Origin of the sequence: Govania unica (assembly GCF_027920805.1) — a bacterium.
GTDB classification, from domain to species: Bacteria; Pseudomonadota; Alphaproteobacteria; order Sphingomonadales; family Govanellaceae; genus Govanella; species Govanella unica.
The window spans coordinates 667,793-682,066 of sequence record NZ_JANWOI010000003.1; the positions used below are offsets into that span (position 1 = coordinate 667,793).

At 55.4% G+C, this 14,274-nt stretch carries 10 protein-coding genes and 1 pseudogene; 7 read left to right on the top strand and 4 right to left on the bottom strand.

Going from position 1 to position 14,274, the window contains the following annotated elements; genetic code table 11:
- Positions 1–229: 229 nt before the first annotated feature.
- The 5 genes from NYP16_RS10775 (at position 230) to NYP16_RS10795 (ending at position 7,055) form a co-directional block, all read left to right on the top strand.
- Entirely contained in the window at positions 230–760 is a 531-nt protein-coding gene (locus NYP16_RS10775) for a cupin domain-containing protein (RefSeq protein ID WP_274944147.1), read from the top strand.
- A gap of 91 nt (positions 761–851) precedes the next feature.
- The gene (locus NYP16_RS10780) at positions 852–3,050 is read left to right on the top strand and encodes a TonB-dependent receptor (RefSeq protein WP_274944148.1); all 2,199 of its coding nucleotides are present in this window, start codon (positions 852–854) and stop codon (positions 3,048–3,050) included.
- Between the two features lie 42 nt (positions 3,051–3,092).
- A complete protein-coding gene (locus tag NYP16_RS10785) occupies positions 3,093–4,568 on the top strand; it encodes a carboxylesterase/lipase family protein (protein WP_274944149.1) in 1,476 nt (491 codons plus the stop codon).
- A 59-nt stretch (positions 4,569–4,627) separates the two neighbouring features.
- Positions 4,628–5,476, top strand: coding sequence for an HpcH/HpaI aldolase family protein (locus NYP16_RS10790; protein ID WP_274944150.1), 849 nt, complete (start codon positions 4,628–4,630; stop codon positions 5,474–5,476).
- Positions 5,477–5,522: 46 nt separating this feature from the next.
- Positions 5,523–7,055 (top strand): tannase/feruloyl esterase family alpha/beta hydrolase, encoded by a 1,533-nt coding sequence (locus tag NYP16_RS10795; RefSeq protein ID WP_274944151.1) that lies wholly within the window; start codon positions 5,523–5,525, stop codon positions 7,053–7,055.
- 454 nt (positions 7,056–7,509) lie between these two features.
- On the opposite strand, the gene NYP16_RS10800 is transcribed toward NYP16_RS10795, so the two are convergent.
- The 4 genes from NYP16_RS10800 to NYP16_RS10815 are packed head-to-tail and all read right to left on the bottom strand — an operon-like array spanning position 7,510 to position 12,398.
- Positions 7,510–8,820 (bottom strand): carbohydrate porin, encoded by a 1,311-nt coding sequence (locus NYP16_RS10800; RefSeq protein WP_274944152.1) that lies wholly within the window; start codon positions 8,818–8,820, stop codon positions 7,510–7,512.
- Between the two features lie 5 nt (positions 8,821–8,825).
- Complete coding sequence (locus tag NYP16_RS10805) at positions 8,826–10,226, bottom strand: c-type cytochrome (RefSeq protein ID WP_274944153.1); 1,401 nt, start codon at positions 10,224–10,226, stop codon at positions 8,826–8,828.
- On the bottom strand, positions 10,223–11,860 hold the full coding sequence (locus NYP16_RS10810; RefSeq protein WP_274944154.1) for a GMC family oxidoreductase: 1,638 nt from the start codon (positions 11,858–11,860) through the stop codon (positions 10,223–10,225). The genes NYP16_RS10805 and NYP16_RS10810 overlap by 4 nt, the downstream gene beginning before the upstream one ends.
- Before the next feature lie 13 nt (positions 11,861–11,873).
- On the bottom strand, positions 11,874–12,398 hold the full coding sequence (locus NYP16_RS10815; protein WP_274944155.1) for a sugar dehydrogenase complex small subunit: 525 nt from the start codon (positions 12,396–12,398) through the stop codon (positions 11,874–11,876).
- 379 nt (positions 12,399–12,777) lie between these two features.
- Between NYP16_RS10815 and NYP16_RS14640 the strand changes: the two are divergent.
- A pseudogene (locus NYP16_RS14640) lies at positions 12,778–13,161 on the top strand (IS5/IS1182 family transposase); the annotation flags it as partial.
- A 147-nt stretch (positions 13,162–13,308) separates the two neighbouring features.
- Positions 13,309–14,052 carry an aspartate/glutamate racemase family protein gene (locus NYP16_RS10825; RefSeq protein WP_274944157.1) on the top strand — a complete coding sequence of 248 codons (744 nt, stop codon included), beginning with the start codon at positions 13,309–13,311 and terminating at the stop codon, positions 14,050–14,052.
- Positions 14,053–14,274 lie beyond the last annotated feature (222 nt).

Sequence of the window (14,274 nt, forward strand, 5' to 3'; positions counted from 1 at the left end):
CTTAATGGAAGAATTCACGTTTTCTCCTGCTGGAAGGGCAATTATTTTGCCTGACCAGATTGGCATTTTTATTGACAGAATTTAAAAAACTGACTAGGTGAATTATATAAACAAATAAAAACAAGAGCGACGACGGGATAACAAACCTATTGGTCATAGCGGTGCTGTTTGGGCTCCCTAGAACCTTGCCGATACCGAGATTGCAACCTGAGAATAACCGGAGATAAAAATGGCGAAATGGAAGCGCTATGTGGTTGGCCTGAATGAAGAGGGGAAATCAGCAACGCTCATGCATGATGCCCATAATGTTCAAGAACAGCCCGGCATCTTTTATCGCGCGACCCTTTGGAAGGCCGACGAAGTGCCGGTGGACAACAGCATAACTGGCGATCGTGCTGGCACGGAAGCAACACGTGAACCGCCGCCAGGAGGGCTTCTGTTCCGTGCGCTTGAAATTCCGCCGGATACTGAAGACAAGTTGCGTCATGTTGCCGCATTGAAAAAACTCAATGTTGAAGTGGCACAGAAACATATTCCAACAGCTGAGGATCTTGCGCGTCATCCTAGCATGCACCGTACGGATACGCTTGACTGCATCACCTGCGTATCAGGTGAAATCTATATGATCACAGACGTTGATGAGGTGCTGATGCGCCCGGGCGATTCTGTCGTTATCCGAGGCACGAACCATGCCTGGAGCAATCGCTCTGATAAGCCGGCGCTTCTCGTCGGTTGCATGATAAGTGCAAATCCGCTCTGAGGCATCCTGTCTGGGCTATCAAGTTCGACTGACTGTTAGGCCATCCATCCTGATCTGACGATTTTATCAAATATAAACTATGGGGAGTTCCATGAAACCGATCACCAATTTCCTTTTAACGTCTGTTTGCGCACTGCCATTTGTGATTTCCAGTGCTGCCCTGGCACAGGAAGACGCAGGAAATGCAGCATTTGGGCTGCAAGAGATCGTCGTTACCGCGGCGAAACTCGGCAGCCAGAATCTCCAGACGACGCCGATCGCGGTTTCGGTTGTAGACGGCAATTTCATGGAAACGCAGGGTCTGAATAATATCAAAGACCTGTCAACTTACGTTCCGAACCTGACATTCTCGCGCAATATTGCTGCGGCTATCATCTATGTCCGTGGGATTGGGAGCAATGGTGGCTCTGACCCAAGCGTCGCTACCCAGATTGACGGCGTATATATTTCGCGTGCTTCGGGGCAGATGTCGGATTTCTTTGATGTGGAACGGGTGGAAGTCCTCCGTGGCCCGCAGGGAACTCTTTATGGTCGTAACGCCACGGGCGGCATCATCAATGTCATTTCGCGTGCCCCGTCGTCCGAGTTTGGTGGCAAGGTTCGGTTGGGCTATGGAAACTATAACACATTAGAAGGGGCGGGTTATGTCACTGGCTCGCTCGTGGAAGATAAACTGACGGCAAGCCTTGCAGTAAATTATCGTCGTCACGATGCCTTTTTCGAGAATATTGCACCGGGCGGGCACGACATCGGCACGGGGAACAGCGCTGGTGCCCGAATGCAGGTTCGACTGCAAGTCAATGAAAATATAACTGCCACGACACGCGCGGATTATGGACAGGTTGACGAATATTTCGAAAGCTATGATCATCTGCTTGCTCCGCTGACGATCAATGCGCCGCTTGCCAATTCTCTGGTTGGCAGCTATCGGAAGGTCGCGCTGAATGCCGATCAACGGTTGAAGTCTTGGATCGGTGGTGTTTCCGAAGAAATTAATTGGAAACTGAACGATAGCTTGACCTTGAATTCCATCACCGCATGGCGCCAAATCAAAACACGTGCGTATAATGATAACGATGCGAGTGAATTGGATCTTTTGCTCTTTCGTTCGACGAGTGACACACGTCAACTCTCACAAGAGTTCAACCTTCAGTATGTTTCGGACAAGTTCCGGGCAGTTGGCGGACTGTATTATTTCCATGATGAGGACACGCCGGGTAGCTTTGTAACGCAAACAGCCAGTCTGACGACGCGGGGGGCTTTCCCCGAGGTTCAAAGTGATTCCTATGCTGCTTATGCACAAGGTGATTATGAAATTCTGTCCGATCTGAGACTTGTCGTTGGTGCTCGTTACACCACCGAAAAGAAGAAGATGAATCAGAATTTCCAAGCAAAATCCATTAACCCGGCCACGATGGGAAACAACTTGCCAGGCTTCCCGGTCATTTTCGATATCGATCGTCGGGATAATGCCTTTACGCCCAAAGTCGGACTTGATTATCAGGCCAATGACAACCTGTTCCTTTATGCTTCGGCGACCAAAGGCTTCAAAAGTGGCGGCTTTAATAGTCAGGCGACCAATCCTCTGACCGCCGGTTATGCCCCCGAAATGCTGTGGTCATATGAACTGGGCGCAAAGACACAATGGTTCGACCGCCGTCTTCGGCTGAATCTGACGGGCTTCTACTATGACTACACAGACCTGCAAGTTCGTCAGTTGCTTGGCCCGGGAAATTCGGTCATCAGCAACGCCGCTTCGGCCACGGTTAAGGGCCTTGAGCTTGAGGTCATAGCCAAGCCTGTGTCCGAGATCCAGCTGTCGGGAAATTTGTCCTATTTGCGGGCACGTTATGACAGCTTCCCCACAGCATCAATTCCGGGCGGCTTTTCTCCCTACGTGCCGAACCAGAATTGCAAAGCAGGCGTCTGCACGATCAATGCTTCAGGTCATACGCTTGATGGATCGCCGGAATGGTCCGGAATGGTCGCTCTTGACTATATGCCGCAAATTGGCGGTTACGACCTGAATCTTCATGTCGATTACGCTTTCCGCGCGCGGACCTATTTTGATGCATCCAATATCTTGCTTGCGAGCCAGAAGGCATATGGGCTCTTCAACGCAAATATCAGCATCAGCCCGAGCGATGCGGGTGGTTGGAAGCTTGAGCTGTACGGAAAGAACCTGGCGAATGAGAAATATTATCAGGTCGTTTCCGGCAACGGCATGGCGCCGGGCGGTATCGTGGGCGATCCACGTACTTATGGCATTCGCGCCAGCTATAACTGGTAAGTCTGCTTAATATCTGTTCCCTGGATTGCGTCGGAGAGGACAATGCACAGTTCAATCAGTTCCGAGGTTAAAATTGTCCAGGGAATAGTCAGGGGTGCCGAGGAAGACGGCGTTTGCCGCTTCCTCGGCATACCTTATGCCAAACCACCCGTTGGTGAATTGCGCTGGCAGGCACCACAACCACCCGAGCCATGGCCAGGGGTGCGGGACGCATTTGAGTTTGGTCCTGCTGCCGTCCAGACTGTTGGTGCAGGTTTTAACATCCGCGCATCGTCCATGAGTGAGGATTGTCTTACGCTCAATGTCTGGACAGCCAATCTTACGCCTGATGCGCGTCAGCCCGTCATGCTGTGGATTCATGGCGGCGGCAATTTAGGGGGATCCCGCTCCGAAGATGCCTTTGACGGTGCAAATCTCGCACGACAAGGGATAACGGCTGTTACCTTTAACTATCGTTTGGGGGCGTTTGGATTTCTGGCGCATCCGGATGTCGGCGCGAATTTTGGGGTGCTGGATTACGTCGCTGTCCTCGAATGGGTACGCGACAATATCAGTCAGTTCGGCGGCGATCCCGGAAATGTGACAATCTTCGGTGAATCTGCCGGCGCAGTTGCTGTTCGCACATTACTGTCTACGCCGAAGGCACGTGGTCTGTTTCATCGTGGCATTATTCAAAGCGCTGGCTTTGAACAATATTCCTTTGCTCCGGGTTGGTCATACGATCGCGCGGAGGCTGCTGCGGAGCGATTGTTTGAGCGGCTTGGCAGTCGAGATCTGGATGTATTACGGCAGATTCCGACGGAAGAGCTCCGTATCGCATCACATGAAAACTGTGGCATTTTCCCCCCGCCAGGGCAGGTCCATACGCCAGCTAATCTGGTCTGGATGCCTGTTCCTGATAATGAAATATTAATGGCGGGCAGCTTTCCCGGATGGCCGGAAGATGTGCCGGTCATGTTCGGGTGCCTTGAAAATGAGGCACGATACTTCATCAAACCACAAGGAAGCTATGATTGGAATGTCGTGCGCCACATGGCGACGGCATTGGCCGGTCCAAAAGCAGATGACGTGATGGCCGTTCTGAAAGGCGCGAACCTCTCGCCATACGAGGCATTGGACAAGTTGTTTTCGACCGTGATCTGGTTCGAACCCGCCTTGGCCACGATCAAGCGCTTTGGGGCTTTGGGGCGGAGATTCTATTATTACCATTTCGCCCGTGTCTCTCCCGGGGCACGCAAAAGTCAGGATCTCGTGAAGCATTCAGCGGAAATCCGCTATGTCTTCGGAAACCTGACGGATGATCAGGCATATGACGAAACAGATCGTGTGATTTCGGCTGGTCTTCAAAATGCCTGGATTGAATTTGCACGAACAGGTGTGCCAAGAAGTCCGGATGGATCTGCATGGCCCGCCTATAATGATCAGAGATCCCAGATTAGCTGGATCGAAGACGATTTCCAGGCGCGTGATCTTGACGTATCGGAGCTGACCTCGATCATCCATTCATTGCGCACCTGAAAAGACGACACCATAAAATTCTGCTTTTCGCGCGATAGAAATAATATGAGGAAATGATTATGTTCAAAAGAAATCGTATTGCCGAAATGCTTGAAAACAAGCAGGTGCCTCTTGGTATGCAGGTTTTCACTGGTCATCCTGCACTAATCGAAATTCTCGGTTTGACGGGATTTGATTTTGTCATGCTTGATACGGAGCATTCCCCCAATAATGCCCGTGATATGGAACATTTGGTGCGCGCTGCCGATACGGTGGGGCTTGCGACCTTTGTGCGTGTTTCAAAGCATGATGATGAAAGCGACATTCATCGTGCGCTCGAAGCGGGCGCGGTTGGTATTTTCCTGCCATTGATCAAAACGGCTGAAGATGTAAAGCGCGCCGCCGATGCCGCCTACTTCCCGATGAAGGGCAAGCGTGGAATTTGTCCGTCATTGCGGGCAGCTCGTTACAACTGGAATACATTCGACGAATATGCTCGGTGGAACAATGATGAAGTCATGTTGGTGCCCATGATCGAGCAAGTGGAGGCCGTGGAAAATATCGAAGAAATCTGCGCCCTCGAAGACGTGAAAATGATTGTCTTCGCGGCAGGCGACCTTGCTTACGCTATGGGCGAAGCCTCCTTGATGATGGATAGTCCAAAAGTTCAAGCTGCCTACAGAAAAGTTCTGGACGCAGCCAAGCGTCATAACGTCGCCGTAAATGGTGGGCCTATTCTGGATGCGACCCCGGAAAGCTGCCGAAAAGCGCTTGATTCAGGTGTTTCGGTCTTCACATTGGGCCTTGATACACTCGCCTTCCGACGCTTTTGCGAAGACACAGTAGGGGCCCTGAATACGGGGATCGAGGGCAGCGATTTTACCCGCCCTCCAGCTCCAATCAGCGGCTTTAAAGCCAAAAAAGCATGATCAATATCCAGGGGAGCTTGAAAATATGAGAATCCTGATAAGATGCATGGCAATGGTCGCTACGATCATAGCCATGCCAAGCATAGTATCCGCGGCAGAAACGGCACGAGCCCAATCGGTCATTTCAAATTGCGATGCAATCAAGCGCACCGATTTTTCAACCATTCCGGAAGCGCCGACAGACGTCATCAGCGCTAAGCAGGTGGTTGCTGTGAATGATGTGCCTGCGCATTGTGAAGTCGAGGGCATTGTTGCGCCAAATGTCGGTTTCAAAATTAAGCTGCCTGAAGAAAACTGGAATGGCCGATTCTTCATGCATGGATGCGGAAACTATTGCGGTACGTTTGATTATGAAAAATATTGCGAAAAGCCGCTTCGTAAGGGTTATGCTTGTATCGTAACCAATGCTGGCCATGTTACTCGTCCTGCCGACGTCAATTGGACCGATGGACAGTGGGCTTACAATAATCTTCAGGCCGAGCTTGATTATGGTGGACGTGCAAGCCACGTGACCGCCGTAGCCGGCAAGGCCATTACGGCAAGCTTTTACAAGAAAAATCCAGAGAAATCCTATTACATGGGATGCTCTTATGGTGGTCATCAGGCTATGGTTTTGGCCCAGCGTTTCCCTTGGGATTTCGATGGGATCGTAGGTGGCGGTGCGCCAAATCGTCTTGGCGATCTCATGCAGCAGAACGTGTGGGCTTTGACGCATGCCTACGACAAGAATTACACGCCGATCTTTTCAGAATCTGATGTCAACGTCCTGCATAAGGCCGTTCTTGATAAATGCGACATGGATGACGGCGTGAAAGACGGTCTCGTTGGCAATCCGCGCGCTTGCAAGATCAACCCGGATGAACTTGTCTGCAAGAAGGGTCAGAAGGGCAATTGCCTAAGCCAGGATAAGGCGGATGCGGCCAAGAAAATGTATTCTGGTCCAACAGATTCCAAAGGTAAAAAGCTTACTGCCGGCGGATGGGCGCCGGGTACGGAACTTTTCTGGCGAAAAGTATATCGTCCGGACGGAACAGGTCTTGCTGCTCTGGCGAAGAATTACTTTCGCTATATGGGCCGCACCCCTGAACTCGGAGCCGGGTGGACGCCAGAAGATTACGATTTTGATATGGACTATAAGCGCAACGACGTGATGGAAGCGCTTTATGCCGCGGATAATCCGGACATGCGGAGATTTAAAGCTGCAGGTGGAAAATTCATCAACTATGTCGGCTGGCACGATATGGGGACCGTGCCTGGCGTAGCGATCGATTATTACGAGACAGTCGAAAAAACCATGGGTGGCCGGGAGGCAACTCAGGACTTCTTCCGTATGTTCATGATCCCGGGTTCACTTCATTGCCGTAATGGTGAAGGTGCTGAAGACATCGATTTCCTCACATATATTGAGGAATGGGTTGAAAAGGGCAAAGCTCCCGACGTTATGATCGGTGCGCGTCGCGATGAGAGCGGTAAAGTGCTCTTCACCCGGCCGACCTATCCCTATCCGCTCATGTTGAAATATAAGGGCGCAGGTGATCCAAACGACGCTGGGAATTTTGAGCCCGTGATGTCACGTTAAAAGTAATGCCACACTGAAATAGACAAGAGGCAGGTCATATCTTGATCTGCCTCTTGTCATTTCTTGGCCTGAGATCCAGGTTCTTTCCAGTTCTCGGGAGAGTCTTAGACTTTCTATCTGGCCTCATGCGACCTGTTTCCCAAAGTGGATTTCACTGTGCGATATCGTGTCATTCGACGTGCATGCCCAGGTATCATTTAGAACGGCCATGCTTATCATCTCCGAAGACGATGCGAGCTATGATGGCATCCAACTCCCGCGCAAGCCGGGTGATGAACCTTGACGGGATCGCAGGAGGATCCGGAGGGGGGGACGGAATCGGTGGCGGCTGCGACCAGTACCGCACGTACCTACTCAAGCACAAACCCAACCGTTGCGCATTGAAACGGACGGACTCCTTCAGCAGTTTATCATACAGCGCCAGCTGGTCACTGCATGCACGTCAGTTCGTCGGTCAGAACGTCATCTGCGTGTACAGACCGATGACGAAGGCATTGGGGATCGTGCCGGTGCCATCGGGACGGGCGATGTATTGCAGGTTGGGGCGTAGCGTGAGCCACGGCCCGAGTTTCGCGCCGTAGTCCACTTCGAACACGGTTTCATAGGTCTGGATCGGCACGGCGCCAGGGGTCACGCTGTCGCTGTCGCGCTGGTAACGGGTCAGTCGCGGATTGATCCGTGCCGAGGCTACCATGAACGAGACGAAATCGTTGTCTCGGCCGGAAAAGGTGCCCTGATAATGACCGCCGACGATCCAGAAGTAGCGGAATTTCGCGGTCGCGGAGTCGCCCACGCCACCCATTGCGCCGAGGGTGAGCCCGCGGTTGGAGCCGGGCCCTTCGCGATAGACCATTTTGTCGACGATGAAGTAGCCGCCCGAGCGGCCGTTGCGGTACAGGAACGCAGCGCCGGTCAATCCGGCAGAGAAGCCATTGACGTCGGTCAATACGTCTGGTGTCGCCGCGCTGTTATAGTAGGCACCAAGCATGAGGCTGCCAGGTAGCGGGTTATCGGGGCTGGTGCTCCAGCCCACCTCGACCGGCACGATCACGCCATCGCTCTTGAAACTGAGGTTCCAGCCCTGGTCGGAGTTAGCCGCGTTCGGATTGTTCTGGTAGACGCCGCCCTGGACGTAGAAGGTTGGCGTGATATGCACCTTCACCCGTGCACCCCATTGCGCTGTGGGGAAGTTGTGTGCGCCGCTGTTGGTGGTCATGGCGTTGGCATGGCCGCAAATGATGCCGTTCTGGAAATTGCAGAATGCGGCCAGCCGCGCGAGGTCATCGCCTATCGGCGACCAGCCCAGCTGAATGGTGACCTTGTGGTCGAGGAAATCCTGTTGCCAGTTCAACTCGGCCAAACGGAAGTTCTGCCCCGCGCCGTAGAGTTCCTGCACCGAGAACAGGTTGTCCAGTGCGTCGTTCGTCAGGCTGCGGCCGCGACGGTCGGTGACGGTGACCTGGATCTTCGCGTCGGGCACGCCCCATAGCTTGTCGAGGTCGAAGTCCACACCAAAATCGAGCTGCTGAGTGTAGCGCGCGGTCTGGCGGAGGCCACCGGAGACGTTGCCTGCACTCTCGGTGGTCCAGTGTGCCCGCAGGTTGATGCCGTCATCCTGCAGTTGCGTGCGCGTGCCGCCCCAGTCGCCGGTCATGGTGGGCTGGCTGAGCCAGTCGCTGGCCTGCTGCGCCATGGCTGGCAGCGTGTATAGCCAAAGCATGCCGCCAATTGCGAGACCGTGGGTCGTGCAGGATGAACTGCGCATGAGGATCAAGCCTTGTCGGAGGAAGCCCGACGCTGCCTGCGCCGGAACCATAGGACAACGATGGCGAGGATCACTAACGCCACCACAGCCATCGCCAACCGTGTCAGCATGACCAAGTGTGATGGCGCGCCGCCGGAACGAAGTATTTGTACCTGCCGGGCATCGACTTTGGAGGCCGGATTGCCGTAGTGCTCGGTAAGGTAATTGGTCAGAGTAGCGACTTGCTGGTCGTTCAGGCTGTCCGCGAAGGCGGGCATATGCACGCCGGAGTCGCCGGTTTGCCAGCGGATGCCTTCGAGTATCGCCATCACAAGATTGTCAGGATTGGCGCGGCCGGTAGCGGTATTGTGGAACAGCGGTGGCAGGCCACCATCGAAACTGCCTTCGCCGCGGGCCTGGTGGCAGGTGGCGCAATGCGCGTCATAGAGTTGCGCCCCGCTCCACTTGTTTCCATCGTCGGGCAGGGCCGTGCCGCGTAGTTCGGACATGCCGTCATAGGCCGTGCCCCAGCGGTCGATGGGCCGAGTGTCGGCCGGATCACGTTGTGCCGGCACCGTCTTCAGGTAGATAGCGATCGCTTGCAGGTCAGCGGTGGTGAGATGCTGCAGGCTGTGCTCGACCGCCTCAGCCATCGAGCCGGCTGCCTGCGCCTTGCCGGGGGCGTGGCCGAGTTTCAGGTAATCGACGAGATCCTGTTCGCTCCAGCCGCCGATACCGCTGTTCGCGTCCGAGGTGATGTTCGGTGCCAGCCAGGTGCCGACGGCACCACCGGCCAGTTCGCGCGATGACTGCTCGGCCATCAGCAGGTTGCGGGGCGTATGGCAAGTGCTGCAATGAGCCAGCCCGCGGACCAGATAGGCGCCCCGGTTCCACGCGGCGCTCTGACTCGGCTCAGGCGTGAATGATTTGTTGTCGAGGAATAAGAGGTTCCACGCCGCCATCGACAGGCGGATGTTGAACGGAAACGGCAGTCGGGTCGGCGCCGGCTTGCTGTCCACCGGCGCCACTCCGTGCATGAAGTACGTATACAACGCATGCGTGTCGTCGTCGGTGATCTGCGCATATGCGGTATAGGGCATCGCCGGATACAGCCGCTGGCCATCCGCGCGGATGCCCTTGCGTAGGGCGTCGCTGAATTGCTGCTCGGTGTAGTGGCCGATGCCGCCGGTGGTCGATGGCGTGATATTGGTGCTGATGATGTCGCCGATCGGCGTGGGCACCGTCAGGCCGCCCGCGTATGGCTTGCCGCCGGACGCAGTATGGCAGGCCACACAGTCTCCAGCGGTGGCCAAGTACTGACCACGTTGCAACAATGAGGCGTTGGTCGTGTCGGCGGCACCAGCAGGCGCGGCGATAAGCAGGCCGAGCAGGGCGAGCAACGGGAAGCAACGTGGTGATGCGGTCATGCCAGGCTCTCCTCGCTATGCGCCGTGGCCGCCTGTGCTTTCTTCGCCGGCAGGATATGCTCGGCGGTACGCAGTGCTAGCGCCACCGCGGTGAGCGTGGAGTTCATCGTGGCCGCGGTGGGCATCACGCCGGTGCTGCAGATGAACAGGTTTTCGTGGTCATGCGAGCGGCCGAACGCATCGACCACGGAGGTTGTCGGGTCATTGCCCATGCTCATGGTGCCGGTGATGTGCTGGTTGTTGGCGAAATCGCCATCCGCGCTGTAGCGTAGACCGGTGCCGCCCATCAGTTTGGCAATGCGTGCGAAGTCGGCTTTTGAGACTTCCGCGCCGCGCCGCGTGTAGTCGTCGATGGCGTAATGCGCCTCGGGCTTCGGGATACCCATGGCATCCTTCTCCGAGCTGAGCGTTATGCGATTGTCAGGGTTGGGCAGCACTTCGAGCACGTTCTTCACGTTGACCTGACGCGCGGCACGCCAGCGCAGTTGTTTCTCGAACTCCGGGCCGTATACCCCCTCCTTGATCAGGTCATTGGTGACGTTAAGCACTTGCGAGATGTTGGTGAAGTCCAGTCGGTAAGGCGCATGTTCGGTCCGGAAGGGACCATCGCGCAGAATATTGATCGAGCTCGGGCTCTGCGGGCCGCGGCCCAGCCACAGCTCCTCGTCGGCGTAGAACGTCAATGACGTGCTGGGGTGGTCCATCAGGTGGCGGCCGACCATGCCAGAGCGGTTGGCCAGTCCGGTCGGATACCTGTCGCTGGCCGACAGCAGCAATAACTTCGGGCTCTCGATGCCATTCGCGGCGAGGATGAAGGTTTTGCCGGTGACACGATGCTCGGTCTTGTCCGGTGAATAGTAGTGCACCGCCGCGATGCGCCCCTTGGCGTCATGTTCGATGCGGTAAACCACCGCGTTAGGGATCACCTTGGCACCGGCGGCCTCGGCCGCTTCCACCGCGTTGATGCCTAGATACTGCGCGTTGACCGGGCAGATCGGCTGGCAGCTGTTGTTTCCCACGCAGGCGGGGCGGCCGTCGTAGCCGCGACTGTTGCGTGCCACGGTGTTGGCGACCACCGGGTATGTCGGAGCCAGCCGCTCGCGGAAGCGCCGCATTGCCCACGGCTCGGCCACTGGTTCCATCGGAAACGGTTGCTGGCGTGGCGAGCCGGTGTTGTCGGCACCGGCCACGCCGAGGATTTCCTCCGCTTCCTGGTACCAGGGGTCGAGATCCTCATAGCTGAGCGGCCAGTCCACGCCGACGCCGTACAGGCTTTTGATGCGTACGTCGTTTGGCACCAGCCGCCACGCCTGTGCGGCCCAGTGCCAGGTAGTGCCACCGACCGCGCGGATATACTCGGCCGGGTAGGGATATGGCCCAGCCTGTATCAGGTAGTCGTTGTCCTTCGGCGTGTAGATCGGATGCGGTGCCCATGGTGACGGCGGATAAGGTGCCATCCAGTTGCCCTTGATCGGCGAATTGCGGAACCCGGCGACGATGCGGGCGCTCTCCAACCGTGGCCCCGCCTCGAGAATCAGCACTGAAGCGCCCTGCCTGGCGAGGCGGCGCGCTGCCAATGCACCGATGATGCCCGCGCCGATCACCACAATGTCAGCTGATAGCTGTCCGGACATCGAATTACACTCCTCAGAGGGGTTTATCGATCCAGCTGCCGTAGGCGCCGTAGGCATAGGTGGGTGGCTTCAGCACGTCGGCCACGATGACCGCGTTGAGCGCGCTCTCATAGGCGACGCAACGCGCGTTTTCACCGCTGCCCACCACGCCGAGGGCCCAGGCGCTGACGATCTTCCGCGGCAGTGGTGCCAGCGGCGAATGGCCGCTATCCAACGTGGCCTGCAATTGCAGCGGGGCAATGTGACGTTCGTTGATCAGGGTCAGCAGGGCCTGCACATCGGTAGGGAAGTGTGGGTCGATGGCGAGAGCATCGTAGAGACGGTTGGCTTCTGTGGTATCCAGGGCCTGCCGGCCGACCAGGATGGCGGAAAGCGCTGTGAATGCGCCGTGCTCCGCGGATGGCGCAGCTTGAGCCAGTGCCCACGGAATCAGCGAGGCGGTGTACGCAGTGAGCAGGCCTACCAGCAGGTGCCGCCGCGCAGGATCGGCGAGATCCTCGTGGTTGGCGGCGGCGCTGAAGACGTCCAGTGACATCATCTTACCCCCCGTGGATTTGTAGTATGGCTGGCAGCCGAGCCAGCTGCCGTAGCAGAATAACACCACTCCGCCCGCCGCGCAAAGCAACATGAAGATAGAGCCTGGCCCGGGAAGCCTACGGAGAGGGCGCCTGCAGCCGTGATCGATTACGCCCACTCGTCCGAGCCAGAGAATGGATTGCACCCAAGCTTTTAATAGAACCCGGATGGCCCGTGTGTTCACGGGGCGTTCGACTGTGGATCGGCCTGCGGACTATAGCCTGCCGAAGATGATCTATAACAGCTTCAACCGCTGGAGTCGGCCCGGGGTCTTCAACAAGGTTTTTGCGGCGTTGGCTGCCGAGGGCGAAAAGCCGGACCAACTGATGATCGACGCCACCCACCTCAAGGCACATCGCACGGTAGCCAGCCTGCTTAAAAAGGGGCTGTTCACAGACATGTCGGGCGCACCAAAGGTAGCCTGAATTCCAAGCTCCATGCTGTAGGCAGACCACTGGTCATGCTGCTCAGCGCAGGGCAGATGAGCGATTACAAAGGCGCGGCGCTAATGATCGAGGCATTGCCGCCTGCATCCCGTCAAAGATCAACCGCAAAGTGCAGATCCCCCACGACACTGTGCTCTACCGACAGCGGCACAGGATCGAGAACATGTTTGCCAAACTCAAGGACTGGCGCCGCATCCACACCGCCACGATCGATGCGCACACACCTTCATGTCCGCCATCTGCATCGCTGCAACCGTCATATTCTGGCTCAATCAATGAGTCCTCAGCCTAGTTTGATTTTCTGGATAGCATCAAAATAGCCAATAATTTATGATTAGAAACAGCTTTCGAAATTAAATTTTTGATCTCATGGCGTACTTATTAGTTAAGCGAAGCGGGCTATAAATCGCCTTAATGGGAATACTTATGAAACGTATTCAGGTTATTTCACCAGTCCTTCAGTCAGATGCATTGTTGCCGATGGTCCGGGATATTCTCGATTTTTCCAGGGCAGATAATACTTTGGATATTTCCCATGTATTCTTGGACAAGGGTCCGGATTGCATCGAAAATTACATTGATCGAGCCGTGGCCGGCGGCGGGCTCTTGCGGCAAGCGATGGAGGCCGAGCAAGCCGGATTTGATGGCGTCATCATCAATTGCATGGCTGATCCCGGTCTATATTCCGTACGTGAAGCATTGACTATTCCTGTGGTCGGGATAGCCGAGGCGGCCATGCATATGGCGGCAATGCTGGGGCATAGATTTGGTTTTATTGATGTGGTCGAGTCCACGCGGACAATGGTATCGGACCAAGCTGCACGCTATGGCCTCTCTGGGCGCTATGGCGCATTTCGCGGCATCAGTATTCCCGTGCTTGAGATCGAGACTGACCCACAACGAACGGCCGATCTTCTCATCAAGGCCGGCATGAGCGCGGTAATGGAAGATCATGTCGATGTTCTGATTTTGGGCTGTGCGACTTTATTGGGGCCGGGGGTTGCAATGGCTGAGGCGTTCAAACAGGAGGGCCTTTCCATACCAATTATCAATCCATTGCCGTTAGCGATAAATGTTATGGGATCCATCGTGAAGTCGGGCTTATCTCACAGTAAAAAAGCTTATCCATTACCGGTGAGTAGGTCATTTCAGAATTTGCTTTCTGTCTGAAGAAATCTCTCTTTATTAAGATTGGTTGATATTCCATCATCAGATGATGGAAATATCTTATGTTTGCTGTCTTCAAATTAGCTTAGGCTCAGGACCCATTAATTTCTTGCCGGAATGATCATTGGTTGATTCAATGGCAATACTAGGAGGTGTTGCCATGAGTGATTTGCTGTTGCTTTCGGAAGTGCAGATGCGCCGGATTGAACCCTATTTTCCCTTATC